The organism is Streptomyces sp. NPDC050988 (assembly GCF_044456225.1).
GTDB lineage: Bacteria > Actinomycetota > Actinomycetes > Streptomycetales > Streptomycetaceae > Streptomyces.
In genome coordinates this window covers 89,027-115,241 of the sequence record NZ_JBITFQ010000003.1, presented here as the reverse complement: position 1 = coordinate 115,241, position 26,215 = coordinate 89,027, and the positions used below count along the sequence as shown (strand labels likewise).

Annotated in this window: 25 protein-coding genes; 19 read left to right on the top strand and 6 right to left on the bottom strand. The window is 71.4% G+C overall.

All coding sequences use genetic code 11. From position 1 onward, the window contains the following. Window positions 1-81 precede the first annotated feature (81 nt). The 12 genes from ACIBEI_RS08715 to ACIBEI_RS08660 all read left to right on the top strand — a co-directional run bounded on the left by ACIBEI_RS08715 (window position 82) and on the right by ACIBEI_RS08660 (window position 13,230). Window positions 82-2,043 carry a primary-amine oxidase gene (locus ACIBEI_RS08715; protein ID WP_398886547.1) on the top strand — a complete coding sequence of 654 codons (1,962 nt, stop codon included), beginning with the start codon at window positions 82-84 and terminating at the stop codon, window positions 2,041-2,043. 183 nt (window positions 2,044-2,226) lie between these two features. Then, window positions 2,227-3,894 (top strand): ABC transporter substrate-binding protein, encoded by a 1,668-nt coding sequence (locus ACIBEI_RS08710; protein ID WP_398886545.1) that lies wholly within the window; start codon window positions 2,227-2,229, stop codon window positions 3,892-3,894. Continuing rightward, complete coding sequence (locus ACIBEI_RS08705; protein WP_398886543.1) at window positions 3,887-4,906, top strand: ABC transporter permease; 1,020 nt, start codon at window positions 3,887-3,889, stop codon at window positions 4,904-4,906. The genes ACIBEI_RS08710 and ACIBEI_RS08705 overlap by 8 nt, the downstream gene beginning before the upstream one ends. Continuing rightward, on the top strand, window positions 4,903-5,988 hold the full coding sequence (locus tag ACIBEI_RS08700) for an ABC transporter permease (protein ID WP_398886541.1): 1,086 nt from the start codon (window positions 4,903-4,905) through the stop codon (window positions 5,986-5,988). Before ACIBEI_RS08705 ends, ACIBEI_RS08700 begins: the two co-directional genes overlap by 4 nt. A gap of 5 nt (window positions 5,989-5,993) precedes the next feature. Beyond that, on the top strand, window positions 5,994-6,695 hold the full coding sequence (locus tag ACIBEI_RS08695; protein ID WP_398886539.1) for an alpha/beta hydrolase: 702 nt from the start codon (window positions 5,994-5,996) through the stop codon (window positions 6,693-6,695). Further along, a complete protein-coding gene (locus ACIBEI_RS08690; protein ID WP_398886537.1) occupies window positions 6,692-7,843 on the top strand; it encodes an ABC transporter ATP-binding protein in 1,152 nt (383 codons plus the stop codon). The genes ACIBEI_RS08695 and ACIBEI_RS08690 overlap by 4 nt, the downstream gene beginning before the upstream one ends. Then, window positions 7,840-8,898, top strand: a complete 1,059-nt coding sequence (locus ACIBEI_RS08685) for an ABC transporter ATP-binding protein (protein ID WP_398886535.1) — start codon at window positions 7,840-7,842, stop codon at window positions 8,896-8,898. The genes ACIBEI_RS08690 and ACIBEI_RS08685 overlap by 4 nt, the downstream gene beginning before the upstream one ends. A gap of 6 nt (window positions 8,899-8,904) precedes the next feature. After that, the gene (locus tag ACIBEI_RS08680) at window positions 8,905-9,669 is read left to right on the top strand and encodes an amidohydrolase family protein (RefSeq protein ID WP_398886533.1); all 765 of its coding nucleotides are present in this window, start codon (window positions 8,905-8,907) and stop codon (window positions 9,667-9,669) included. Beyond that, entirely contained in the window at window positions 9,666-10,145 is a 480-nt protein-coding gene (locus tag ACIBEI_RS08675) for a cytidine deaminase (RefSeq protein WP_398886531.1), read from the top strand. The genes ACIBEI_RS08680 and ACIBEI_RS08675 overlap by 4 nt, the downstream gene beginning before the upstream one ends. Before the next feature lie 93 nt (window positions 10,146-10,238). Next, a complete protein-coding gene (locus tag ACIBEI_RS08670; RefSeq protein ID WP_398886529.1) occupies window positions 10,239-11,090 on the top strand; it encodes a creatininase family protein in 852 nt (283 codons plus the stop codon). Next, entirely contained in the window at window positions 11,087-11,719 is a 633-nt protein-coding gene (locus ACIBEI_RS08665) for a cyclase family protein (RefSeq protein ID WP_362068969.1), read from the top strand. The genes ACIBEI_RS08670 and ACIBEI_RS08665 overlap by 4 nt, the downstream gene beginning before the upstream one ends. A 2-nt stretch (window positions 11,720-11,721) precedes the next feature. Continuing rightward, window positions 11,722-13,230 carry a gamma-glutamyltransferase gene (locus ACIBEI_RS08660; protein WP_398886526.1) on the top strand — a complete coding sequence of 503 codons (1,509 nt, stop codon included), beginning with the start codon at window positions 11,722-11,724 and terminating at the stop codon, window positions 13,228-13,230. Between the two features lie 74 nt (window positions 13,231-13,304). Here the strand turns inward: ACIBEI_RS08660 and ACIBEI_RS08655 are convergent, their stop codons facing one another. The 5 genes from ACIBEI_RS08655 to ACIBEI_RS08635 form a co-directional block, all read right to left on the bottom strand. Beyond that, a complete protein-coding gene (locus ACIBEI_RS08655) occupies window positions 13,305-13,940 on the bottom strand; it encodes a class F sortase (protein WP_398886524.1) in 636 nt (211 codons plus the stop codon). Between the two features lie 131 nt (window positions 13,941-14,071). Then, a complete protein-coding gene (locus ACIBEI_RS08650) occupies window positions 14,072-14,437 on the bottom strand; it encodes a hypothetical protein (protein WP_398886522.1) in 366 nt (121 codons plus the stop codon). Between the two features lie 123 nt (window positions 14,438-14,560). After that, the gene (locus ACIBEI_RS08645) at window positions 14,561-16,681 is read right to left on the bottom strand and encodes a sensor histidine kinase (protein ID WP_398886520.1); all 2,121 of its coding nucleotides are present in this window, start codon (window positions 16,679-16,681) and stop codon (window positions 14,561-14,563) included. Beyond that, on the bottom strand, window positions 16,668-17,438 hold the full coding sequence (locus ACIBEI_RS08640; RefSeq protein WP_398887351.1) for a response regulator transcription factor: 771 nt from the start codon (window positions 17,436-17,438) through the stop codon (window positions 16,668-16,670). The genes ACIBEI_RS08645 and ACIBEI_RS08640 overlap by 14 nt, the downstream gene beginning before the upstream one ends. Window positions 17,439-17,516: 78 nt before the next feature. Further along, on the bottom strand, window positions 17,517-17,690 hold the full coding sequence (locus ACIBEI_RS08635; protein WP_398886518.1) for a hypothetical protein: 174 nt from the start codon (window positions 17,688-17,690) through the stop codon (window positions 17,517-17,519). Between the two features lie 283 nt (window positions 17,691-17,973). Here ACIBEI_RS08635 and ACIBEI_RS08630 point away from each other — a divergent pair, with 283 nt between their 5' ends. The 4 genes from ACIBEI_RS08630 (at window position 17,974) to ACIBEI_RS08615 (ending at window position 23,445) form a co-directional block, all read left to right on the top strand. Next, complete coding sequence (locus tag ACIBEI_RS08630; protein ID WP_398886516.1) at window positions 17,974-20,685, top strand: LuxR C-terminal-related transcriptional regulator; 2,712 nt, start codon at window positions 17,974-17,976, stop codon at window positions 20,683-20,685. A 232-nt stretch (window positions 20,686-20,917) separates the two neighbouring features. Continuing rightward, window positions 20,918-22,555 carry an MFS transporter gene (locus tag ACIBEI_RS08625; protein ID WP_398886514.1) on the top strand — a complete coding sequence of 546 codons (1,638 nt, stop codon included), beginning with the start codon at window positions 20,918-20,920 and terminating at the stop codon, window positions 22,553-22,555. Between the two features lie 45 nt (window positions 22,556-22,600). Then, a complete protein-coding gene (locus ACIBEI_RS08620) occupies window positions 22,601-23,119 on the top strand; it encodes a hypothetical protein (RefSeq protein ID WP_398886512.1) in 519 nt (172 codons plus the stop codon). 128 nt (window positions 23,120-23,247) lie between these two features. Next, window positions 23,248-23,445, top strand: a complete 198-nt coding sequence (locus tag ACIBEI_RS08615; RefSeq protein ID WP_269650563.1) for a hypothetical protein — start codon at window positions 23,248-23,250, stop codon at window positions 23,443-23,445. Between the two features lie 38 nt (window positions 23,446-23,483). On the opposite strand, the gene ACIBEI_RS08610 is transcribed toward ACIBEI_RS08615, so the two are convergent. After that, the gene (locus ACIBEI_RS08610; RefSeq protein ID WP_398886510.1) at window positions 23,484-23,978 is read right to left on the bottom strand and encodes an ion channel; all 495 of its coding nucleotides are present in this window, start codon (window positions 23,976-23,978) and stop codon (window positions 23,484-23,486) included. A gap of 313 nt (window positions 23,979-24,291) precedes the next feature. Between ACIBEI_RS08610 and ACIBEI_RS08605 the strand changes: the two genes are divergently transcribed. The 3 genes from ACIBEI_RS08605 to ACIBEI_RS08595 all read left to right on the top strand — a co-directional run bounded on the left by ACIBEI_RS08605 (window position 24,292) and on the right by ACIBEI_RS08595 (window position 26,096). Beyond that, a complete protein-coding gene (locus ACIBEI_RS08605) occupies window positions 24,292-25,017 on the top strand; it encodes an HdeD family acid-resistance protein (protein WP_398886508.1) in 726 nt (241 codons plus the stop codon). 115 nt (window positions 25,018-25,132) lie between these two features. Continuing rightward, the gene (locus tag ACIBEI_RS08600; RefSeq protein WP_398886506.1) at window positions 25,133-25,597 is read left to right on the top strand and encodes an SHOCT domain-containing protein; all 465 of its coding nucleotides are present in this window, start codon (window positions 25,133-25,135) and stop codon (window positions 25,595-25,597) included. 52 nt (window positions 25,598-25,649) lie between these two features. Then, a complete protein-coding gene (locus tag ACIBEI_RS08595; RefSeq protein WP_398886504.1) occupies window positions 25,650-26,096 on the top strand; it encodes a hypothetical protein in 447 nt (148 codons plus the stop codon). Window positions 26,097-26,215 lie beyond the last annotated feature (119 nt).

Sequence of the window (26,215 nt, the reverse complement as noted above, 5' to 3'; positions counted from 1 at the left end):
GACCGAAGTCCTGACAGACCCCGAACAGCTTTATGTATCCATTCTAACGGTTGCAGGATCCAAGGCCTGTGGCCCGTGCACATGAGCGGAGCGCACATCATGCACAACCCGCCCGGAAGCGTCAGTACCCGTGTCCATGCCCGGCGTGAGCGCACCCATCCTCTCGACCCGCTGTCTCCCGCGGAGATCGACGCGGCCGTCGCCGTGGCGCGGGCCGACGGCCGGCTGGGGGAGCGGACCAGGTTCTGGGGCGCGGTACTGGACGAACGCTTCGCCCGTGAGGTGGTGGCCGGCCGGCAGGCGGCGGGAGAGGTGCGGGTGGGCCTGGTGGCGATGGACCACGACCTGCCCGGCGCCTGGGAGATCGACGTGCAACTCGGCGCGGAGCCGCGCTGCCTGGAGTGGCGGCCGGTGGACATACGGCGGCCGGGCATCACCTCGACGGAGGCACGCGCGGCGGCTCAGGCCTGCCGGGCGAGCCCGCTGTTCCGCGAGGCACTGGCCCGGCGAGGCATCCACGACGTGTCGCTGACGGTCATCGACGCCGAGTCCATCGGCGGCTTCGTGCCGGAGAAGTACAAGGACCGCAGGATCACCTGGGGTTCGGTCTGGCACCGGGTGCAGGAGGACGACAACGCCTATGTGCGCCCCGTACAGGGCGTCATCCCCCTCATCGACATGGCGACGATGGAGGTGCTGGAGGTCGAGGACCACGGCGTCGTCCCGGTCTCCGAGGAGCCGGGACCGCTGTCGGCCGGCGGGTTCGGCCCGGACCGTGAAGGGCTCAAGCCGCTGGAGGTGGTGCAGCCCGAGGGGCCCAGCTTCACCGTCGACGGGCGTCAAGTCAGCTGGCAGGGCTGGGAGTTCCGGGTCGGCTTCACCCACCGCGAGGGCCTGGTCCTGTACGACCTCGGCTTCCTGGGGCGTTCGGTGCTCAAGCGGGCCGCCTGCAACGAGATGTACGTCCCCTACCTCGACCCGAGCTCCACACAGTTCCGCAAGAACTTCTTCGACTGGGGCGAGTACGGCGCAGGACCGCTGACCAACTCGCTCGCGCTCGGCTGCGACTGCCTGGGCGTCATCCATTACTTCGACGCGGCCTACCTCGCGGGCGACGGCGCCGCCCAGGAGATCGACCAGGCGATCTGTATGCACGAGGAGGACGACGGCATCCTCTGGAAGCACAACGACCTGCGCCGCGGGGTGAGCGAGGTGCGCCGCTCCCGGCGGCTGATCATCTCCAGCTTCCAGACGGTTGCCAACTACGACTACGGCTTCTACTGGTCGCTCTACCAGGACGGCAGGATCGAGCTGGAGATCAAGCTCACCGGCATGCTGTCCGCCTCCGGTATCGAGGAGGGGGAGGAGGTGCGGCACGGCCGGGTGGTCTCGCGCAACGTCCAGACGCCCACGCACCAGCACTACTTCGGCCTGCGCCTGGACGCCGCGGTCGACGGCCCGTTCAACCGCCTGGTGGAGGAGAACGCCCAGGCGGAGGACGACCCGCGCCACGACCCGTACGGCAACGCGGTCCGCATGGTGCGTACGCCGCTGTTGTCGGAGTCGCAGGCCGCCCGCCGGACGAACCCGGCGACGTCCCGGCACTGGCGGGTGGAGAGCGCGCAGCGGCAGAACCGCTACGGGGACCCGACCGCGTACCGGCTGCTGCTGCCCAACACCACCCGGCCCTTCGCGCGGCCCGATTCGGTGATGGCCCGCCGGGCGCCCTTCGTCCACCAGCATCTGTGGGCGACGGTCTCCGACCCGGCCGAGCAGTACGTAGGAGGGCAGTACCCGAACCAGGCGGAGCCCGGCGAGGACGGCGTGCAGGTCTGGCAGCGCAAGGACCGCTCGCTGGACGGTGCCGAGCTGGTGCTGTGGCCGGTCGTGGGCAGCCACCACTTCCCCCGGCCCGAGCAGTGGCCGGTCATGCCGGTCGACCGGGTGCGACTGGTCTTCGAGCCCGACGGCTTCTTCGACCGCAACCCGGCCATGGACATCCCGGATCCGTCGGCCGGCACGGACCGCTGCTGCGGAACCTGATGAACCGTCACAAAGCATGCCTGTTGGTGCATCTCGGAAGTTAGTGCACAAGACGTCGGCTTCATGTGCTCGTAACACTCGGGACACGGCTCGGACTCGCGGGCCGGACACGATGATTTTGGATCCAATCAAGATGAGATTAGATCCATTCCTTCAAAGGAACGGTGCCCCAAGGAGGCCCTCATGCCGGATCAGTCGCAGGGAAGACCCGCACTCCACCCGGCCGAACCGCAGGTTTCCCGCCGGACCATGCTCCGCGGCGCCGGCCTCCTCGGCGTCGGAGTGGGCTTCGGGCTGACCCCGCTGCTCGCCGCCTGCGGTGTGGCCGACGACGGGTCCGGGAAGTCCGGTGGCGGATCCGGCAAGGGCGGCACCCTCACCCTCGCGATCGACTCCACCAGCGCGGTCAACGACCCGGCCTTCTATACGACGCTGGGCGACTGGATGGCGGTGGACTGTATCTGCCGCGGCCTGACCTTCATCTCCTTCGAGTCCAACGAGCCCACGCCGGACCTGGCCAAGAGCTGGAAGATCTCCGACGACCAGCTCACGTACACCTTCACCCTCCGCGACGGCGTGAAGTTCCACGACGGTACGACGCTGTCCTCCGCCGATGTCCTGGCCACCCTGAACCGGCAGTTCGACCCGGAGAACAAGACCCTGCCGAAGGGCGCCTCCAGACCGCTCGCCTCCCTCGGCAACAACGTCGCCTCGCTGACCGCCGAGGACGACCTCACGGTCAAACTGGTGCTCAAGGCGGCCGACCGGACCGTCCTGGCCCAGCTCTCCGACATCGGCGGCCGCATCATCTCCAAGGCCGCGCTCGACAAGTACGGGTCCGGCATAGGCAAGCACCTCGTCGGCACCGGTCCGTTCAAGTTCGCTTCCGCCACCTCCGGCCAGTCCATCACCCTTGAGGCCTTCGACGACTTCCGGCTCGGCCGGCCGCCGATCGACCGTCTGGTCCTGCGCCAGGTGCAGGACCCCTCGGCGATCGTCAGCTCCCTGCTCAGCGGGGACGTGTCCGCCACCCAGTTCACCCCCTACTCGGCCGTCGAACAGCTGAAGTCCGACCCCTCGGTCACCGTCCACGAGACCAAGGAGGGCTTCGACGCGATCCTGATGATCGACGCCCGGCGCGTTCCCGAGCTGAAGGTGCGCAAGGCCATCAACCTGGCCATCGACCGCAAGGCGATCGTCCAGCAGGCGTTCTTCGGCGTCGGCAGCGAGCCCGACGGCTACGCGATCCCGCCCGCCCAGAACGGCTACGACACCGGCCTCGCCGACCTGAGCACGAAGAACCTCGCACAGGCGAAGAAGCTCCTGAAGGAGGCCGGAGCGGTGGGCCGCGAGCTGGGGCTGATGGCGGCCAGCGACTCCTGGCATCCCAAGGCCGCGCAGATCGTCAAGCAGAACCTGGAGGACGCCGGCTTCAAGGTGAAGACCACCTCCGTCGACCCCGCCTCGTACTTCAGCCGGCTCAGCGACGGCAAGGACGACTACCACGACCTGATGATCTGGGAACGCAACTCCTACGTCCCCGACCCCAACAACATGGTCGGCTCCATGGCCAACCCCGCCGGTCTCTACGGCAGCACCATCACCGGCCTGGACACGCTGGACGGCGTCGACACCATGGCCGAGGACCTGCTGGAGGCCAAGAACCTGCCGGTCGGCAAGAAGCGCACCGCGGCCTACTCCAAGATCCAGCGGCGCTGGGCGGAGGAGTACATGGTGATCGCCATGCTGGCCTGCTCCACCAACCTGGTGGTCAGCGGAGCCGGAGTGAAGGGCATCAACACCGCCGCACTCGGCAACCACCGCTGTTTCATGGAGAAAGCCAGTGTCTGACCGGACGGGTTCCGATTCCGGCCTCGGCACGACCGAGGAGGCGCTCGCCGCGGCCCCCGCCTCCGGCGGCGCGATCCGAAGCGCCCGCCGGGGACAGGACCGTGACGGCCGGGATCGTGACGGGCGGAACCGTGAGCGCCGGAACCGTGACGGCCGGGACCGTGAGCGCCGGGGCCCGGTGGCGAAGCTGCGGCAGCTCGGCATCGGCACGTCCTGGCCCGCGAAGGTGTCCTGGGTGTTCCTGGTCGCGATCGTCCTCGTCGCCCTGGTCGGGCCCCTGCTGATCTCGGCCGACCCGGTCCGGCAGACCTCCTCGGCGATGCTGCCCTTCGGCTCGCCCGGCCATCTCCTCGGCACCGACGACCTGGGCCGGGACGAACTGGCCAGGCTGGTGCACGGGGCACGGCCGCTCCTGATCGTGGCGTTCGCCTCGACCGCCCTGGCCGCCGTGGTCGGCACCGGCGTCGGCCTGCTCGCCGGCTACGCGGGCGGCGCAGTGGAACAGGTGCTGATGCGCGCCGTCGACCTGGCCCTGGCCTTCCCGTCCATCCTCCTGGTCATCCTGCTGGTCGCCGCCGCCGGACCGGGCACCACCAGCCTCGTCGTCGGCGTCGGTGTGTCCCTCGCCCCCGGCCTGGCGCGGCTGGCCCGGGCGCTCGCGGCCAGGGAGACGGCCCGGGACTACATCGTCGCCGCACGCCTGGGAGGCACCCGCACCCCGCGCGTCCTGGTGCAGGAGATCCTGCCCAACATCGCCGGGCCGATGGTGGCCCAGATCGTCATGACCCTCTCGGTCGCGGCCGGCTTCGCCGCCGGCCTGTCCTACCTCGGCCTCGGCATCCAGCCGCCCACCCCCGACTGGGGCTACATGGTCCAGGCCGGACAGGAGTTCCTCTACTCGGCGCCCCGCCTGGTGGTGCTGCCGGCGACCCTGACCCTGTTGTTCGTCGTGGCCTGCAACTTCGTGGGCGACGACCTCCGGGACGCGCTCGACCCGAAGGGCAGCGTATGAGCGCCCTCCCGTTGCCGCGCCCGCGGCGCCCGCACCGTCACCGGTCCGAACGGGTCGACGCCCTGTGGGCCATGTTCCGCAGGCTCCTCGGCATCCCGGTCGTCCTGTTCGCCCTGGCGACCCTGGTGTTCATCGCGATGCGACTGCTGCCCGGCTCGCCCGCCGCCTCCCTGGCGGGCGGCGGAACGAACCTCACGGCCGCCGAGATAGCGCAGAACGAGGCCCGGGCCAGCGAGGCGCTCGGCCTCGACCAGCCACTGCTCACCCAGTACGGCACCTACCTCGACAACCTGGTGCATCTGCGCTTCGGCGAGTCGTTCTTCGGGTCCAACAGCGTCCTGAGCCTGCTGGGCGACGCCCTTCCGGGCACCATCGAACTGACCCTGGCGGCGATGACCGTGGCCGTGCTCCTGGGCGTGGTCACCGGGGTGATCGCCGCGCTGCGCAAGGGCACCTGGATCGACACCACGACCCGGACCGTGGCGACCGTCAGCTTCTCCCTGCCCTGGTTCGCGCTCGGAGTGATCGCCATCGTCGTCTTCGGCGTCTGGCTGCGCTGGCTGCCCGTGCTGGGACGGCTGCCGAGCTCGCTCGACTACCACCCCACGACCAACTTCGTCCTCCTCGACGCGATCCTGCAGAACCGCCTCGAACTGGTCGGCCCCTGGATCCAGCACCTGATCCTGCCCGCCACCACTCTGGCGCTGTCCATGGCCGGCTACATCACCCGTATCGTCCGTGCCTCCGTCCTGGACGTCCTCGGCGACGACTTCGTCAGGACCGCACGGATGAAGGGGCTCACGGAGTCCGCGGTGATCCGCCGCCATGTCCTGCGCAACTCCTGGCTGCCGATCGTGACGGTCCTCGGCCTGCAGTTCGGGTCCCTGCTGGGCGGCTCCGTGATCACCGAGACCGTCTTCTCCTACGGCGGCGTCGGCCGGCTGCTGGTGCAGGGCGTGCTCCAGCGCGACTACCCCGTCGTGCAAGGAGCCGCGCTCGCCATCGCCCTGCTGTTCGTCCTCGTCAACTACGCGGTGGACATGCTCTACATGATCCTCGATCCACGCATACGGAAAGGCTGAGCCGCATGGACATCGTGCTGGTCCACGGAGCGGGCGGACGCCCCACCACCTGGTCGGAGGTCGAGCCCCTGCTCGCCGCCCGGGGACACCGGACGGTCGCCGTCACCAACCCCCTGACCTCCCTCCAGGAGGACGTGGCCCACACCACCACCGTCGTCGAGGAGTTCATCGAGGAGACGGACGGACCGCTGCTCCTCGTCGGCCACTCCTACGGGGGCGCGGTCATCACCAACGTCGGCCGGCACCCCGCCGTCCGCGGCCTGGTCTACATCGCGGCCTTCGGCCCGGACGAGGGCGAGACCGTCAACGGCATCGTCGAACGCTACGAGCCCGCGGAGATCTCCGCGTACATGCGGCGCGGCCCGAACGGCGAGTGGAAGTCGGAGGCGAGCGAGGAGTTCTGGGCCGAGATCGGCCCCGACCTGTCTCCCGCGCAACGGGCCGTCGTCGAGGCCGAGGGACGCAAGGCGGAGAACCTCATCTTCACCCAGCCGACCGGAAAGCCGGCCTGGGGCACCCTGCCCTCCTGGTATCTGGTCGCCGACGACGACCGCACCCTGCGCCCGGAAGCGCAGCGCGACATGGCCGCCCGTATGGGGGCCGTCACCGAGCACGTCCCCGGCAGCCACTACACCACGCTCGTGCACCCGCAAAGGGTGGCCGACCTGATCCACACCGCGGCCACGGCCGTGAGCGGCACCTCGTGAGCGGGCCCGCGGCCGCCGTGCAGGGGCAGGCGAGACAGCCCGTGGTCCTGGACGTCCGCGGGCTGCGGGTCGGGTTCGACGTCCCCTCGGGCCGGCTCCCGGCCGTGGCAGGCGTGGACCTGACCCTGCGCCAGGGCGAGATCCTCGCGCTGGTCGGCGAGTCCGGCTCGGGCAAGTCCGCGCTATCTATGAGCCTGGTCGGCCTCAACCGGGGCCCGCGCACGCACATCAGCGGCGAGGTGGCCTTCGGCGGCCGCAACCTCGCCGAGGCGTCCGAGCGCGAACTGCGTTCGGTACGGGGCAAGGACATCGCCGTCGTCTTCCAGGACGCCCTCGCCGCACTCAACCCGCTGCACCGGGTCGGCGCCCAGGTCACCGAGATGATGCGCGCCCACAACCGGATGCCGTACGCGACGGCCATGGACCGGGCCGTTGACCTGCTCGGCGAGGTCGGCATCGCCAACCCCCGTGCCAACGCCCGCGCCCTGCCCCACCAGTTGTCGGGCGGCATGCGCCAGCGCGTGATGATCGCGATGGGCCTGGCCAACGACCCCGCCGTCCTGATCGCCGACGAACCCACCACGGCACTGGACGTGACCATCCAGGCCCAGGTCCTCTCCGTGCTCCAGCAGGCCGCCGCCGACCATGGCACCGCCGTCCTCCTGATCACCCACGACCTGGGAGTCGTCGCCGAGGTCGCCGACCGCGTCGCCGTGATGTACACCGGCCGTATCGTCGAGCAGGGCTCGCGCGACGAGGTGCTGTTCAACCCCCAACACCCGTACACCATCGGCCTGTTGGGTTCGGTGCCGCCGATCGACGGACCGGTCGCCGACCGGCTGCCCGCCATCCCCGGCAGCCCGCTGACCGGAGTGGACCGCCCCAGCGGATGCGCGTTCGCCGCACGCTGCGCCTTCGCGCACGACGCGTGCGCACAGCAGCCCGAACTGCTCCACCGCCACGGCGAACCCGGCCACCTCGACGCCTGCGTGCTGACCGGATCCGTACGCCAGGCAGCGCGCGATGCCGGCCCGAACGCGGACCCGGACCCGCTGCCGGACCGGGACCCGCTGCCGGGCCGGGACCCGGCCCCGCAACCGGTGCGGACGGACCGGGACTTGGCACGCAACGAGAAGGGGCGCTCATGACCTCGCCACCGGCCGCATCCGCATCCGCATCCGCCACCGCGGCCTCCGGCCCGACATCCCCGACGCCTCCGGCGCCGCCCGGGACGCCGCTCATCCGGGCCGAGAAGCTGCGCGTCGAGTACCGCGGACGCTCGGGCGGCGGCAGGGTTCGCGCGCTGCGCGATGTCGACCTGGAGATCCTCGAAGGCGAGACGCTGGGCCTGGTCGGTGAGTCGGGATGCGGGAAGTCCACCCTGGGCCGGGCCCTGCTCCGGGTGATCGAGCCGGCGTCCGGCACCATCGACTTCCTGGGTCTGAACATCACCCGGCTCAGGGGCACCCGGCTGCGCCGCACCCGCGCCGACCTGCAGATGGTGTTCCAGGACCCGTTCGGCTCGCTCAACCCCCGGCGCAAAATAGCCGACATCGTCGCCGAACCGCTGCTGCGGGCGCGCGGCGCGAGCCGGGCCGAAGCCGGGCCGGTCGTGGCGGAGTTGCTGGACCGGGTGGGCCTCGGCGCCGAGGCGGGCCGGCGCAAGCCGCACGAGTTCTCCGGAGGCCAGCGCCAGCGCATCGGCATCGCCCGGGCCCTGGCCTCCTCGCCCAAATTCGTCGTGGCCGACGAACCGGTCTCCGCACTGGACGTCTCCATCCAGGCGCAGATACTGAACCTGCTCTCCGACATGGTCCGCGAGCGCGGCCTGACCATGCTGTTCATCTCCCACGACCTGGGCGTCGTACGGCACATCGCCGACCGCGTGGCCGTCATGTACCTGGGCCAGATCATCGAGGTCGCGTCCCGGGACGACTTCTTCTCCGGCCCCGCCCACCCCTACTCCGAAGCGCTCCTGTCCTCGGTTCCGTCCCTGCGCCCCGGCGGGCGGCGCGAACGACGGGTCCTGGAGGGCGAACTGCCCGATCCCGCGAACCCGCCGGAGGGATGTCTGTTCCGGACCCGCTGCCCCTTCGCCGAGGACCAGTGCCGTACCCGCGTGCCGGAACTGCGGACCATCGCACCCGGCCGCACCGTGCGCTGTCACCTGCCCCTGGTGCCCGGTTCCACCGAGAAAGGCTGATCCCGCGTGATCATCGACGCGTACAACACCACCCAGGACGTCCGGGGACGCTCGGACTACCTCACCGGCGTCCGCAAGGGTCAGGCGCCGCCGCCGTACACCCCGTTCGAACCCCGGCGCATCCTGGACCGGATGGACGCCGCAGGCGTCGACATGGCCATGGTCTGCTCGCTCGCCCAGCGGATCGAGAACGACTTCATCAGCTCCCTGGTCGCCGCCCACCCCGACCGCTTCTTCGGTTTCGGGCAGGTCCTCCCGCAGGCCGACGACGCCATCGAGGAGATCGACCGCATGGCCGACGCCGGCCTGGTGGGCCTCAAGCTCCACCCCAGCCTGCACGGCTACCACGTCGCCGACCACGGCCTGCTGGACCCGCTGTTCGAAGCATGCGCGCGGCGCGGACTGATGGTCCTGGTCAACGCCCTGGACGACTCCTTCTGCGCCCCGCTGGCCATCGAGGAGATCGCCCGCGACCATCCCCAAGTCCCCACGGTCATCGCCCACATGGGCGCGGTGTGGAACGTTCCCGAAGCGATCATCGTCGCCGAGCGGCAGCCCCACGTGTACCTGGAGACCTCGGCGACGCTGATGAGTGACGTGAAGCGGGCCTACGCCCGACTGGGGCCGGAGAAGATCCTCATGGGCAGCGAGTGGCCCGGCTCCGACTTCGACCTGGAGCGCATGAAGATCGCGAAGGCGATACCGGATGAGAAGGACCGTGCCCTCGTCGAGGGCGGCAACATGGCCCGTCTGCTCGGGATCACCGCATGAGCGCCGCGCTCCCCGGAACGGCGCCCGCCGGCATCGCGCGCGTCGCCGTGCCCGCGTCCATGAACGACGACGACGCCGAACTGCTCACCCTGGCACAGGAGTTGCTGGCCCGCGTCTGGCGCGACGGCCGGCACGAGGTCGCGTCCGCGGTCCGTACGGCCGACGGCGCAGTGCACACCGGGGTCCACCTCGAAGGCTCCTGCCGGCGCAGCTCCATCTGCGCCGAGGGTGTCGCCCTGGGAGCGGCTCGCGGGGCGTACCCGGGCGAACGGCCGCTGGAGGTCACCTCGGTCGTCTCCGTCCAGATCAAGCCCGCCGGACGGTTCCGGGTGATCGCGCCGTGCGGCGTGTGCCGGGAACTGATCAGCGACTACAGCCCGGACGCGACGGTCTGGATCACCACGGTCGAGGAGAACGAGGTCGTCCCGGTCAGGGCCCTCGACCTGCTGCCGGACAAGAGCCGGCGCGCATGGTGAACCCCGGCCGCGAACCCGGCCGCCCGGACGAAGCAAGCACTGTGACCTCACCGGAGAAGCAAGCACTGTGACCTCAGCGGAGAAGGAAGCACCATGACACCAGCCGTCCCCGAGTTCCCCGGACAGCCGGCCGTCCCCACCGGCCTGGACGTTCCCGCACTCGCCGCCGAACTGGGCGGGTCCGGGGTCCCGGTGCGGTGGGAGGAACTGACCTGGCAGCAGGCGGAGACCACCGCGGCCGCACAGAACGCCGTGATCATCCCCGTCGGGGCCACCGAACAGCACGGTCCCCACCTGCCGTTGGCCGTCGACACCCTCATCTGCGAGGCCGTCGCCCTCGGTGTTTCCGCCCTCACCGGCGTACCGGTGGTGCCACCGCTGAGCTTCGGCGTCTCCGCCTCCCACGGCGACTTCGGCGGCACGGTGGCGCTGCGCCCGGAAACGCTGATCGCCGTCGTGGAGGACGTCATCGACTCCCTGTACGCCTCCGGAGTACGGCAGTTCATCCTGCTCAACGGGCACATCTGGAACAACGGCGCGCTCGACGTGTCCGCGGAGAAGCTCCGGGTGCGCCACCGCGACGCCCGCGTACGGGCCCTGGGCTACGTGACGATGTACCCCGGCCCCGAGGTCGACGGGCATGTCCAGTACGGCCGGGCGCTGATGCACGCCAACTTCTTCGAGACCTCGGTCATGCTCCACCTCCACCCCGAACTCGTGACGATGGACAAGGCCACCTCGCACGTCGACGTGGACTCCTTCTGGGACTACCGGATGGACCAGGTCAGCGAGACCGGCGTCTGGGGCCGTGACGTGGCCGACGCCGACGCCAAGCACGGCGGAAAGGAGTTCGACCGCTGTCTGCTCACCACCGCCCGAGCGGTGTCGGCCGCCGTACGCGAACCCTGGCCCGACCCGACCCACCGTCCTGGAGCGACCGCGTGAAGATCTACGACATCACCCTGCCCATCCACCCCGAGATGCTGCACTGGGGACGCAAGCCCGAGGTCGAGGTCGTCGAGTCCCTCTCCAACGGTGACGCCTCCAACGTCACGCGCTGGCGGCTCGGTGCCCACACCGGCACGCACGTCGACGCTCCCGCCCACTTCCGCGACGGTGCCACCCCCATCGACGAGGTGTCCTTGTACTCGCTGGTCGGGCCCGCACTCGTCATCGACCTCACCCATGTCGAGGGTGACGTGGAACCGCACCACCTGGAAGAGGGCGGGGCGGCCGGACACACCCGCGTCCTGCTCAAGACCTCCAACTCCGCGGGCCCCCTCAAGGAGACCGAGCGCGCCCCGCAGTGGGTGGGCCTCTCCCCGAAGGCCGCCGACTGGCTGATCGAGCACGAGGTCGAACTCATCGGCATCGACTACCTCACCATCGAGAGCCACCACCGCACCGACACCTGGGACGTCCACCACTCCCTGCTGGGCGCAGGCGTGCTCATCCTGGAGAACGCGGACCTCGACCAGGTGCCCGCCGGGACCTACGACCTGACCTGCCTGCCCGCCAAACTGGTCGGCGCCGACGGCTCCTTCGCCCGTGCCATCCTCACCACCCGGGACTGACCGTGGCCACGATCGCCATCGCCGCACCCCATCCCGCGGCCATCGAGGCGGCACGCCAGGTGACCGCCGCAGGCGGCGGCCTGATCGACGCCACACTCGCCGCCGCGGCCGCGCTCACGGTGGCCTACCCGCACCAGTGCTCCATCGGCGGCGACCTCGTCGCCCTGGTCCGTGACGGTGAGCACGGCACTGTCCGCGCGGTGCTCTCGGCAGGAGCCGCGGCAGCGGCCACCGACCCGGCACAGCTGCGGGCGGCGGGGGACCGGATGCCGGCCGGTGGCCCGCTCACGGTGACGGTCCCCGGAGTGGTCGCCGGGTGGGCGGAACTCGCCCGTCTCGGGGCGCGATTGCCGCTCGCCCGCAGCCTCGCGCCGGCCATCGCCCTGGCCGCCGGCGGCGTCCCGGTGAGCGAGGGCCTGGCCCGGGCGATCCACAACCGCCTCGACGTCGTACGGGCCGACCCGGGGCTGTCGGCGCTGCTGCTGGACAAGGCGGGAGACCCACTGCCCGTCGGAGTCACCCTCTTCCAGCCGGCACTCGCCGCGACCCTGGAGGAACTCTCCGACGACTGGCGCCACTTCTACACCGGGCCGACCGGCCGACGCTTGGTGGCAGGCCTGCGTGAACGCGGCAGCCTGCTCGACGCGGCGGACTTCGCCGGTCACCGGGCCGAGAACACCGACCCGCTGAGCACGACGACCGGGAACGGCGTCACCTGGTGGGCGGCCCCGCCGCCCAGTCAGGGAGCGTCCCTGCTGGCCGTACTCGGACGTGGCAGCGACCGCCTCACCGCCGCCCGGCAGGCGGAGTTGAGCCGGGACGCACTCCTCGGCGACCCCCGGTCGGGCGCCGTGGACATCGACGGCCTGCTGCTGCGCGCGGAGCGAGACATCGCCGCGCTGCCCTCCGGCCCCAGACCCGCCGGGGACACGGTGGCCGTCACCGCCGTCGACGACGAGGGCAACGCGACAGCGCTGATCCAGAGCGTGTTCCAGAGCTTTGGATCAGGCATCGCCGAACCGGCCACCGGAGTAGTGCTCCACAACCGTGGCTCGGCGTTCAGCCTGGACCCGGCGCACCCTGGGGCGCTGAGGCCCGGGGCGCGGCCCCCGCACACCCTGTGCCCGGCACTCGCCACCGCCCCGGGGCGTGTGGTGGCACTCGGCTGCCAGGGCGGCAGGGCCCAGGCGTGGATCCTGTCGCAGGTCGCCGAGGAACTTCTCCACGCCCCGGCCCCGAAAGCCCTGCTCGCCCGCCCACGCTGGGTCATCGGCTCCCGCGACCTGAACCGTCCGCGCCCCACGCTCCTCCTCGAACCCGGAACCCCCGACGCGGAGCACCTGACCACCGTCGCGGACCGCCTGGGCCTGGAGGTCGCCCGTACGGCAGGACCGCACGACGAGGCCGGCCATGTGCAGACGGCACGCCTGCGCGCGGGCGAGCCCGACGCGGCGAGCGACCCGAGGGCGGACGGGACCGCGGCGATCCTTGTGGGCCCGGCACGCCGATGAGCGGTCGCTGTTCACCGCTCGGGCTTCACAGCTCACAGCTCACGGCTGCCAACTCCCGGCTCCCGGCTCCCGGCTCACGCCAACGTCGCGTACACGATGAGGTTGTTCACCGGATGGCCCTCGGCGTCGAAGTCGCCGTCGCAGGTGACCAGTCGCAGGGCGCGGTCCTTCGTCGGGCCGTAGACCTTCTCGGTCGGGAAGGAGTCCTTGCTGACGCTCTCGGTGTCCGTGACCGTGAAGTGCGCCGTTTCGCCGCGGTCGTTGGTGACGGTGATGTCCGCGCCCTTGGTGATCTTCTTGAGGTCGTGGAAGACGGCCTTGCCGAAGCGGGTGTCGTTGTGGCCGATGATCACGGCGGGACCGACCTCACCGGGCACGGAGCCGCCGATGTACCAGCCGGCGGTCATGCCCTTCTCGGCCGGGGGGACCTCCACGGTCCCGTCCGTGTTGCGACCGAGCTCCATCAGGGAACTGGTGGTCCCGATCGACGGGATGGCGACTTCGGTAGGGACAGCCGACTGCGTGGCCTCCGGAGCGCCGGGCGAGGCGATACCGGCGGCAGCAGGGGTGTTCGGAGAGGCCGGGGCAGGCTTGTCGGCGGCCGACGAACAGCCGGTGAGCACGGCCAGGACCACGGGTACGACGACGGCGAGGCGGGCACGGGCGGGCAGGGTGCCGAAGCGCCGTACCGGATGGGGTGCAGGTGACACGACGGACTCCAGAGCAGAACCGAGAGCAGAGGCAGAGGACCTGAACGGTTTACGGGACCAGGCGCACACGCGGTGGCGCCGCCCGGAGACGGGCGGCGCCACTGTTGTGCCCGGTGGGGCCGTGCCGAGCGTCAGCCGTTGTGGCGTCCGGCGGCGCGGCGGCGCAGGACGATGGTGCCGGCGCCCGCGAGCAGCAGAGCGCCGGTGGCCGAACCAACGAGGGTGCTGGTGCTGGTGCCGGTGTCTTCGGCCGGGGCCTCGCCCGCGGCGACGCCGCCCTTCGGAAGGTCCTTGGCGGCCGCGGCCTTCCTGGCTTCGAGTTCCTTCGCCTTCTTGGCGTCCTCGGCCTTCTTCTCGGCCGCGGTCTTGTCTTCTCCAGTGGTCGCGGTCGGCGTGGGCGTCGGGTCGTCGGCGACCGCTGCGCCGACCGGGACGAGCATCGCGCCGGTCGCGACGGCGGTCAGAACGGCGAAACGCAGGGTGAGTTGGCGGGACATGTATCGCTCCAGTTCCAGCCCGGCCTTGGTGGTACCTGGTTGGCGAGCCGCACCAGGTTCCGGGCATGGCCCCACACTTGCGCCCACTTGTGAAGAAGCTGTCAGAAGCTCATGGTCATCGCATCAGGGCTGTCCAGGGGTCTCCCCGGCCCCCGGAATTCCGCGGTTCTTCGCAGTTCCTTCCGGTCCGTTTCCCGGTCCGGTGGCGGCTGTTTCGTCCCGTGCGACCGGCAGCCACAGGGTGAAGACCGAGCCCTGTCCCTCCGTGCTCACGACACTCGCCGTGCCACCGTGGGCCTCGGCGAGCTTGAGGACGATCGCCAGGCCGAGGCCGCTGCCGCCGGTGCTCCGGTTGCGGGACTTCTCCGCCCGCCAGAAGCGGTCGAACACATGGGGGACGTCGGCCGCGGGGATGCCGCTGCCGGTGTCGGACACCTCCACGGCCACCCGGTCCCCGGAATCGGTGACGTACGAGCGCAGCGTCACCCGGCCACCGAACGGTGTGTGGCGTACGGCGTTGGAGACCAGGTTGCTCATGGCCTGCCGCAGCCGCACCGGGTCGGCGTCGAGCAGCGGCGGCCGGGGCGCGTCGGGCGGCGCCGCGGGGACCGCCAGGGTGACACCCGCGGTCTCGGCCAGTCCCTGGTGTGCCGCGGCGACCTGGCCGAGCAGGTCGTCGACGCGTACCGGCTCCAGATGCAGGCGCAGCGCGCCCACGTCGGCCGCTCCCAGGTCCTGGAGATCGTTGACGATGTGCTGAAGCTGTACCGCCTCCTCGTGCAGCGAGGAGACGAACGCCGGGTCCGGTTCGGCCAGACCGTCCTGTGCCGCCTCCAGCCAGCCACGGATGTTGCTCAGCGGAGTACGCAGCTCATGGGCGACGTCGCTGACCATCACCTTGCGCTGCTCCTCCAGCCGCGCCCGGTGCGCGGCCATGTCGTTGAAGGCCGCCGCCAGCCGTCCGATCTCGTTGTCCGAGCCGACCGGCACGGGCGCCGAGTCCATGCCGTCCCGCATCCGCTGGGCGGCGCCGGTGAGCGCGTGCAACGGGCGTACGAGCCGGGCTCCGGCGATCACCGAGGCGCCGACGGTTAGGGCGAGGACCAGGGCAGTGACCCCGGCGATGCGTGCGGTGTTGGCCGGTGAGAGATCGAAACCGGGCACGCCGGCGGCAGCGTCGGTGCTGTCGATGAACAGCAGTGCGGGCGCGGCGACATAGGACGTGAGCTGTTCGCGGCGGGCGCTGCCGACGCAGGCGGCTATGGCCCGGTCGTGCTTGCTGCTGTGAGCCGCGGGCACGCGCCCGTCGTCGGTCGCCCGCTGCTTGATCGCCCTCGCCAGCGCCGCCTTCTCCTCGACCGCCTTCTGCTCCGCGGCCCGCTGCTGGGCATCCGCCTCCTGCTTGCTGAGGCCGGCCGTGGGAAGCGCGGCCGGTATGCCGGTGTCCGTGTCCGTGCCTCCCGACCCGTATCCCCGCTCCCAGGACAGGTCCAGGTTCAGTTTCACGCCCGTGCGGCCCTGCCGCTTCAGACAGGCGTCGGTCAGTTGGTTGAGCGCGCGCAGGGCCTTCCCCTCGGTCGGCGTGGGCCCGGACGCGTAGGACGCCAGACACTTCATTTCCATGGAGCGGTCGGTCTCACTGCTCACGAACTGGACGCGGGACCGCCCGCTCGGGCTCTCGACGACGTCCGCGGCGATGCCCGCCGCACCGAGGCACTTCGCGCTGTCGGCGCTGGCCTTCCGCAGGAGCGTACGTTCCTGCGCGGGCAGCAGGAACGGCCCCACCGCGCGTGGATCGACGCGGTCCGCACCCGCGGAGGCGGTGTCGGGCACCAGCACGGTGTCGACGGACAGCGGGTCGACGACCGCCGAGGCCTGCGGTGGCAGCGGGGCGGCGGTGGAGGAGGTGCCGTTCGAGTCGTCGGAGGAGTCGAAGAGGGGGCGCTTGTCCTGGGTGGTCAGCACGATCCGGCGCTGGGACTTCCCGGCGAGTTTGCGCACGGTGCCGTCGACGCCCTCCCAGCCCGGGTGGGTCGCCGCGTACCCCAGCAGGGTGTTGTAGATCTCGGCATCGGCGCTGAGGTTCTGGCCCTGCTCCTGGCGGATCGCGCCGGAGGTCGTCTGCACGGCGAGCCAGGCGGTGGCGGCGACCGAGCACGAGGCCACCAGCGCCGACACGGTCAGCAGCCGCCCGAGCAGGCTCTTGCGGAGCGGCAGCCGCGCCCGCTCGTCACGACGACGCACGGCGCACGCTCTTCGCGTCGGTACTCGTATTGGTCCTTTTGCTCCTCGCGGGATCCGTCAGCTTGTAGCCGACGCCGAAAACGGTGAGCAGCCGGTCCGGCCGCCGGGGTGCGCGCTCGATCTTCTTGCGCAGATTCATGACGTGTACGTCGACCGTGCGGCCGCTGATGTACTTGTCGAAGCCGTGCAGTTCCTCCAGGAGCCGCTGCCGGGTGAAGACCCGGTCGGGCTCCGCCGCCATCGCGGCCAGGATGCGGAACTCGCCAGGCGTACACACGACCGGCGTCCCCCCGACCGACACCTCGTGCCGGGCCGGATCGACTCTGAGCGCGCCCACCGACAGCGCGCTGTCCCCGGCGGCGCCGGGCGTGGGGTCGGGGGCGCCCAGGGCGGGCCCGTCCGAACTCCGGTTGCGGCGCAGGAGCGTACGCACCCGGGCCACCAGCTCACGCGGGCTGAACGGCTTGGTCACGTAGTCGTCGGCACCGAGGTCAAGCCCGAGCAGCAGATCGTCCTCGGTACTGCGGGCCGTCAGCATCATCACCAGCACCTCGCGGCCCTCGGCGCGCAGAATCCGTACCACGTCGAGGCCGTCGGCTCGGGGCATCATCACATCGAGGACGAGCAGGTCGGGTTCCCGGCGCCGAACCTGCTCAAGAGCCGTACGGCCGTCCTCCACCACCGTGACCGTGTGTCCCTCGTGCTCCAGATAACGGCGCACCAGTTCGGCCTGCTTCGTGTCGTCTTCGGCGACCATGATGTTTGCGCACACGCCGGAGAGAGTAACGAGCGTGGAGCCGGGGACGGTGGTGAGTGACCTTTTCGGGCGGGGAGTTCAGGCCACCGTCGTGACGTCGGACCGCGTCGGCGCGGTCGCGGCGAGGCCCCGCCGGCCGACGATCGGCGCGTGCTCCGGCGCGGCTTCCCGTACGTCCGCACGCTCGCGTCGGCGGGACGGCCCGGCCCGGCCGCGTACGCCGTCGACGAGATGCCCGCCTCCACCAATCACGGCGGCCCGGTCTCCGAGGAGATCGGCCCGACGGGGAAGCGAACCGGGAACGACCGCGGGCCTTCACACGCCTGGCCTGACCACAGCCGTCCTGCCGATCGAGGACCAGGCGGGCGCTGCCGGCGGGCACGGGCCTCGTACGAACCCACAGGACGGGACGGCGGATGCCGTTGCAGCCCCCGGAGAAACCACTGGCGTCCGTTTGGCGTGCACATGTGCAGGAACCGCGGGATGCTGAGGGGGAGCGCTGCCCATGACCTGACGAGCAGTGGTGGTGAGCGCCATGGCTGGGCTGGAGGAGAACGGTCCGGAACCGACCACGTCGTGCACCGATCCCCAAGGAGACCCGTTCCTGCACACGCGGTTCGCGATACCCGCGCGTCCCGCGACGTTCCTGCGACGGGAGCGGCTGGTCAGGCACCTCGACCAGGCTCTGCGGACGCCGTTGACCATGATCAGCGGGGCGGCGGGCGCCGGCAAGACACTGCTGGCCGCCGACTGGGCCGCACGAGGTGACCGGTCCGTCGCCTGGCTCACCAACGACGCCGCGGCCCAGGGCTGCGGCATGTTCTGGGCGTACTTCCTCCAGGCCCTGAGCGCCTCAGGTGTACCCCCGTCCGCCGAGGTCGGCTCGCCGGCCGACGCGAGCCGAGTCGACCAGACGCTGCTGACGCGCCTCGCCGCGGGCATGAGCGACCGGGACCGGCCCGTGGTCGTGGTGCTCGACGAGTACGACCGTGTGACGGCGCCGGAGATCGCGGAGCAGCTGGAATTCGTCCTGCACCACGCGGGACGGGGCATGCGCCTGATCCTCGTCACCCGCACCGAGCCCCTGCTGCCGCTGCACCGCTACCGGGCGGTCGGCGACATGACCGAGATCAGGGCCGCGGAGCTGGCCTTCACCCCGGAGGAGGCGGCCGCGCTGCTGGAGCTGCACGGGCTGCGCGTTCCGGTGTCCGCCGCGCGGACCCTGGTGGAGCGCACCCGGGGATGGGCCGCCGGACTGCGGCTGTGTGCCCTGGCCGCGCAGGAGAGCCCGGATCCGGAGACGTACCTGAAGGAGTTCGAGGTCGATCGCACCACGGTGGCCGACTTCCTGCTGGCGGAGGTGCTCAAGCGGCAGAGCCCCGGGGCGCAGGATCTCCTGCTGCGGGTCAGCGTCCTCGACCGCTTCGGTCCGGAGCTGGCGAACGCGCTGACCGGGCGCACCGATGCCGAGTCCCTCCTGGCCGGGCTGCACCGCGAGAACGCGTTCGTCGAGTATCTCGGGCACGACCGGTACCGGCTCCACCCGCTGTTCGGGGAGATCCTCCACGCCCATCTGCGGATGCGTTCGCCCGGCCTGGAGCCCGAACTCCACCGACGGGCCGCGACCTGGCTGCGGGACTCCGGATCCCTCGCGGAGACGCTCGGCCACGGTGCCGCCGCGGGCGACTGGGAGTTCACCGCCGGTGCCCTCGTCGACGACCTCGCCATCGGTCAGCTCTTCACCGGTCTCCGCTCGGACCATCTCGCCGAGCTGTTCTCGGGGATGGGCCCCGAGGCCACGAGCCCCGCCACGGACCTCGTCCGGGCGGCCCGTGAGCTGGCACGGAGCGACCTCGACCAGGGCCTGCCCCACCTGCGGCACGCCGAGCAGAGCCTGGCGGAGGAGGAGCGGACACCGGGCGGCCAGGGCTTCCGGCAGGGCGCTGCTCCCGGCCCCGCGGCGGCCCGGCTGAGCTGCGCCCTGCTGGAAGCCCTGGCCGGCCGCCTGACGGGCTCACCCGCGAGGGCGGAGACGGCGGCGGAGACGGCCGAGGAACTCCAACAGGAGGTGCCCGCCCAGCTCCTGGACGCGCATCCCGAACTCGCCGCCCTCCTGTCGACCCATCTCGGCTCGACGCGGCTGTGGGCGGGGCGTTTCGAGGAGGCAGGCGACGCCCTGAGCACGGCGGTCGCCTGTTCCGGGGGTGCCTCGACGGCCCTCCCGCGCGAGGAGGCCCTCGGTCACCTGGCCCTGATCGACTATCTGAACGGCTGGCCCGGCAGGGCGGAGCGCAAGGCCCTGGCGGCGGTCACCGAGACCGAGCGGTTCGGGCTGCGGGAGGAGTCCGGCTCCGGCATCGAGCTGCTCGTCCTGGCCGCCGTGGCCGTCGACCGCAACGAACTCGACCGGGCCCAGGCCCTCCTCGACACGGCGGCCGACTCCCATCACGCGATGCGGGACCCGGTGATGCGGGCGGGGCGGGCCCTCGCCACCGCGCGGCTGCTCCTGGCCCGCGGCGAAACGCACGCGGCGCTCGAAGCGGCGGATGCGGGCGTCGCCGCCGACGTGGTCTCACCCTGGTCGGAGGCCCACCAGGCGCTGGTGACCTCGGCCGCGCACCTGGCGGAAGGCCGGCCGGAGACCGCAGCCGAGCTGCTGGAAGAGGTCTCCGGCGACCAGCCGGCGTGTGTCGTGGGGGCCGCACGGGCCCAGCTCGCCGCGGGTAGGCCCGGCCACGCGCTCGACCTGCTCGACCGAGTGCGCCCCGAGGGCCGTACGGGTCCTGCGGTGACCGTCCGGGCCTCGCTGGTGCGGGCCCAGGCCGCGGACCGGGCCGGGGACTCCGCCACCGCGCGCAGACTCGTCGCCCATGCCCTCCACGAGGCTCGGCGCGAGCGGCTGCGGCGCCCCTTCCTCGAAGCCGGACCGTGGATCCGGCCTCTGCTGGGCACGGCGCCGCTGCGCGGGCTGGCCGAGGGCTGGCTCACCCCCGGACCGCCTCCGCGCGACGCGCATCGGGCACGCCCGGGGGGCCGGCCGTCGGCACCGGTCGTGGAGGAGTTGAGCGGGCGTGAGCACGACGTACTGGAACGGCTCGCCCAGATGATGTCGACGGAGGAGATCGCCGCCGATCTGTATGTGTCGGTGAACACGGTCAAGACCCACCTCAAGAGCGTCTACCGGAAGCTGTCCGTGAACCGGCGCCACGACGCGGTGCATCGCGCACGGGAGCTGCGGCTGCTGTGAGCGCGTGGCTGCGCCTTCGTGGCCTGCCCATCCGGGGACTCCTTGCCCATCAGGGGACTCCTGCCGTGCGCCCCTGCCCCGCCGGGGGCCCTCGGACCGCGCCCGGCTCGCCCGTGCGGGGTGAGGCGCGGGGCGGGTTCTCCGGGTGCCATGGGGGTGGCGGCAGCGCATCGGCCGGCCGCCGCCCGGTGGACTCCGCCGGGCCCCGGGGCGACTCGGCGAGGTGGGCACCTTGAGGCACTGGCGGGCGCTGATGGTCCTGGGTACGGCCCAGTTCCTGATGGTCCTGGACACCTCCGTCATGAACGTGTCGATCAGCCAGCTGGTGGAGGACTTCGACACCGAGGTCACCGCGATCCAGGCAGTCATCACGTTGTACGCGCTGGTCATGGCCGCTTTCATGATCATCGGAGGTCGGCTCGGAGACATCTTCGGACGCCGTCGCCTGTTCCTGTTCGGGCTGGTCGTCTACGCCACCGGGTCGGCCCTGACCGCCGTGGCCCCCACCCTGTGGGTCCTCGCACTGGGCTGGTCGGTCATCGAAGGACTCGGCGCCGCGCTGGTGCTGCCCGCGATGGCCGCCCTCGTGGCCGAGGCGTACCGCGGGCGGGACAGAGCCGTCGCGTACGGCGTCATCGGCGGACTCGCCGGAGCCGGAATCGCGGTCGGCCCGCTGCTGGGCGGCTGGGTGACGACGTACCTCACCTGGCGGCTGGTGTTCGCCGGTGAGGTCGTGGTCGTCCTGATCGTGCTCTGCTTCCACCGGGCGATCACGGAAGAGCCCAGGACCGGTCCGAGCCCCCGCCTGGACGGGGTCGGCGCCGCACTCTCGGCGACCGGGCTCGCGCTCGGCGTGCTCGGGGTGCTGCAGAGCGGCTCCTGGGGATGGGTGCAGCCCCGCAACCCGCCCTTCACCGTCTTCGGCTTCGCGCCGACCCTGTTCGTCGTCGCCGCCGGTGTGGCCGTGCTGGCCGCCTTTGTGCACTGGGAGAAGCGGCGGGAGGCGACCGGCGCCGAGCCCCTGGTGCATCTGCCCCTGCTGCGCAAGCCCGCGCTGCGATCCGGCCTGATGACACTGGTGAGCCAGAACCTCATCCTGCTGGGGCTGTTCTTCACCATCCCGCTGTATCTGCAGGTGGTCCAGGGCTTCGACGCCTTCCAGACAGGCCTGCGACTCCTCCCCGTGTCCATCACCATGCTCGCGGCTTCCATGGTCGCCGCCCGGCTCGGTCGGGCGGCCGGACCGCGCCGGGTGGTCCGGCTGGCCCTGGCGACCCTGGTCGGCGCTGTCGTATGGCTGCTGGCCACCATCGACCCGGTCATCGACGACGCGCAGTTCGCCGGAGCCATGGCCCTGCTCGGCGTGGGCATGGGCCTGCTCGCCTCGCAGCTGGGCAACGTCGTCCAGTCCAGCGTGGGCGAGGAGGAACGCAGCGAGGCCGGCGGGCTGCAGTTCACGGCCCAGAACCTGGGCTCCGCGCTGGGCACAGCCCTCATCGGATCACTGCTCATCGGCGCCCTGGCCCATGCCTTCACCACGCAGGTGGAGAAGAACCCGCAGCTGTCGGAGGAGGCCCGGCAGCAGACCGGTGTCGCCCTCGAAGCAGGCATCACCTTCGTGCCCACGGACCAGGTGCGCTCGGCCGCCGAACGCGCCGGGCTGCCGCCGTCCGAGGTCGACGCCCTCGGTGACTCGTACGCCTCGGCGCAGCTCAACGGCCTCAAGGCGGCGATCCTCGCCACCGGCGGAATCACACTCGCCAGCTTCCTGGTCACGCCGCATCTGCCGACCCGAGGGGCCGGCCGTCCGAAGCAACCCGACGTCGGCGCGCCCACCGCGCCCACCGGGTCGATCGGCTCGACCGGCTGACCGATCGGCTCCGCCGGCTGACTCCGAAGGACGAGGGAGGTCGCGATGTCCGAGGCCGAGCACGCCGAGGCCCGAGCGCGCGGCGCCGAGCGCCGGGAGCGCGCCGACTACACCGGTGGCGTCTACGGATCCATGCTCGCCGCCTCGGTGATCGTCGGCGCCGGCTCGCTGGGCGAGTTCCCACGGCTGGAACTGGTGTTGCTGCTGTTGCTCACCGGCGTGGTGTTCTGGATCGCGCATGTGCACGCCCAGCTGTTCGGGGCGCGCCTGGCCGAACTGAGTCTGGACCGCGCGATCGTGCTGCGGGTGTGCCGTGACGAGTGGCCGATCGTCAAGGCCGCCGTCCCTCCCGCCGTCGCCCTGGCCGTCAGCCCCCTCCTGGGCCTCGACCTGTCGGGCTCCCTGTGGCTGGCCCTCGCGGTCGCCGTGGCGGGCCAGGTGGGCTGGTCGGCGGCCGCAGCACGGCGGGCCGGTGCCTCCTGGCGCCTGGTGGCCACCACCGCCTCGGTGAACCTGCTGCTCGGGCTGCTGATCATCGCGTTCAAGATCTACCTGACCCATTGACGCAGGTGAAGCGCGTGCCGACCGCCGTATCACCTCTACGGGGTGAGGCCGGGTGGTCCGCCGAGGCGGAGGATCGCAGGGTAAGGCCGCAGCCCGCCTGTCCCAGGCCACCCGCGGGAGGGCAGCTCATGCGCTACGAGATCCGCGTCGACGGACACATGTCGGAGACGCTGACGGGTGCCTTCCCGGAGCTGGATCACGTGCTGATGTCCGGTCAGACGGTCCTGTACGGCTCCGTCATAGACGAGGCACACCTGTACGGGCTGCTGGCCCGCTGCCGGTCGCTGGGGCTACGGGTCCTGGAGATGCGCCAGCTGCCGGAGTGACGCCTCCGCCGGAAGCCCGCTCCTTGAGTCCTGGAGTCCTACTCCGGCGGTGGCTCCCGGCCCTGCCGTCGCAGGCCCGCCCGGACCGCGCCCGCGAGCACCTTGGCCGCGATGCCCACGAGGATCAGTCCGCCGAACATCTGGAGCATCGTCACCACGCGTCCTGTCTGGGACAGGGCCGTGATGTCGCCGAACCCGACGGTGGTGAACGTGGTCAGGGTGAAGTACAGCGCGTCGGTCCTCGTCAGCGGTTCGCTGAAGGAGCCCGCGGAGGAGTGCTCCAGCAGGTAGTAGGCGGACGAGAACAGCACCAGATACAGCGCCAGCGTGACGGCCAGTGCCTCGACGGCCTTCAGACGGGGCGAGGTCGAGCGCGTGATGGCCCGCACCTCCCACAGGAAGACCAGGACGACCGCCAGCAGGCCGCACGTGAGCAGCGTCGCGGTGCGGGCCGTGCCGCGCCCGTCCAGGGGCAGCAGGTAGTACGCGGTGACGAGACCCGCCGCGATGCCCACGGCTCGTACGACGGACACGGCTGTCTCCCGCCGCCCCGGACCCGGTCGTTTCCGGTACGCCGCCTGCTCGGACCGGGCTGACTCGGTAGGGGCGGCCGAGGGATCGCTCCCGGCAGCCGCTCGATCATCCATCTCGTGTCTCTTCGTCCCGCGCGCCGCACGTCGGCGCGTGTCCTCCGGCCCCCACCTCATCTCTCCGGCGGCCCGCACGGATCACCCGCCGGGGGTGACCCGGTGACCGGCGACGGGCGGGACGCTGGCCGTGCGATCCCCGTGTGCCGCCTCGCCGGCGGCCCGGGAGCGACCGTCCCGATCGCGCGGAGGAGGAGCCATGACCGTGTCGCGTGATCCGGCACCGGGCACCGGACCGGCCCACACGCCCGACGGACCGGGCCACACGCCCGACGGACCGGGCCATGCGTCCGACGGGCCGGCCCACACGCCCTACGGGGCGGCCCCCGTCCCCGCCGCCGACCCCGCGGCGGTGCTGGCGAAACTCGGACGCTCCTGGACGTGGGTCCTGGGCTCCGCGATCGCCACGCTCGTGCCGGGCATCCTGATCCTGGTCTGGCCGGAGGGGACGCTGCACGTCGTGGCGGTCCTCATCGGCCTGTATCTGCTCGTGACCGGGGCGTTCCGGTTCGTCGAGACCTTCGCCCGGGAGGACCACGGCGAACGGCTGCCCGGACTGCTCCTCGCCGTGCTGTACGTCCTCGGCGGGGTGCTGTGCCTCAGAAACCCGCTGCAGACCATCGCCGCGCTCTCACTGATCGTCGGGATCGTCTGGGTGGTCTCCGGCATCCTCACCCTCTACACGGCCCTCGCCGCCCGGGACCTGCCCCACCGGGGCTTCGTCCTCGGCATCGCGGTGATCGGCATCGTCGCGGGGATCGTGGTGCTGGCCCTGCCCTCCGAGTCCGCCCGGGCACTGACCCGGCTGCTCGGACTGTGGCTCGTCCTGCTGGGCCTGGCCGAGGTGGCCCTCGCCCTCGCCTGGCGTGCCGCACTCCGCAGGGCCGGTGTCGCCGGGTCGCACGACCCCGCCCGGACCGCCTGAGGCCCCGCCCGGCTCCCCTCACCCGCCTCGGGTGAGGCCGCCCGGTCCTCGCCATGGGCAGGCTGGAGGCGACAGACAACGGCCGGCGGGCGAAGGCCCGGGACGGAGGAAAGAGATGAGCGGGTCGACGTACCTCGCGTACGACTATCCCCTGCTGAGCGTCTTCTGGTCCATGCTGGTGTTCTTCGTGTGGATCATGTGGTTCGTTCTGCTCTTCCGGGTCGTCGTCGACATCTTCCGTGACGACAAGATGAGCGGTTGGGCCAAGGCCGGCTGGCTGGTGTTCACCATCGTCCTGCCCTTCCTGGGCGTTTTCGTCTACGTGATCGCCCGTGGCAAGAACATGGGCCGCCGGGAGGCCGCGCAGGCACGCGCACAGCAGGACGCCTTCGCGAGCTACGTCCGGGAGACCGCCAAGGGCGGCGACGGCAGGCCCAGCAGCGCCGACGAACTCGCCAAGCTCTCCGAGATCCGCGGCCGCGGCGACATCACGGACGAGGAGTTCCGCAGGGCGAAGGAGCTGGTCCTGAGCGGCCACGGCCCGTCGGAACGCGCGGGCGGCTCCGCCTCCGGCGGCTGACGGCACTCGCACCGGCCGAGGGCACAGCACGAGACCGAATCGAGGCAGCACGATGACCGCCACACATAGCGCACCATCCGCATCGCACCACCCGCAGACGGCCGGGCGGCCGTGGGCCCATGGCCTGACCGCCTTCGCAGCCGTCATGCTCATGATTGCAGGCGTACTGGACATCTTCCGGGGCATCATGGGGATCGCCGAGGACGACGTCTTCGTCACGACACGCGACTACGTCTTCGCGTACGACCTCACCGGCTGGGGCTGGATCCACCTCATCCTGGGCGCCGTCGCCGTGGTGGTCAGTCTCGGGCTCTTCCAGGCGTCGTTGTGGGCGCGCGTCGCCGGTATCGCCATCGCCGGCTTCATCATCATCGCTAACTTCCTGTCCCTGCCGTACTACCCGGTCTGGTCGATCGTGATGATCGCCTTCTCGGCGTTCATCATCTGGGCCCTCTGCGTGGTCCGGCAGGACGACTCGGGCGAGTTCAAAGCATCATGAGTAGGCTCATATAGGCTGCACGCTCTGTCCGTTGCAGCCCGTACCGCCTTCCCCAGGAGAGTCGCTCAGTGACCGTGGAGACCGCTCAGCCCGCACCGGCCGTCCAGTCCGCCGACGAG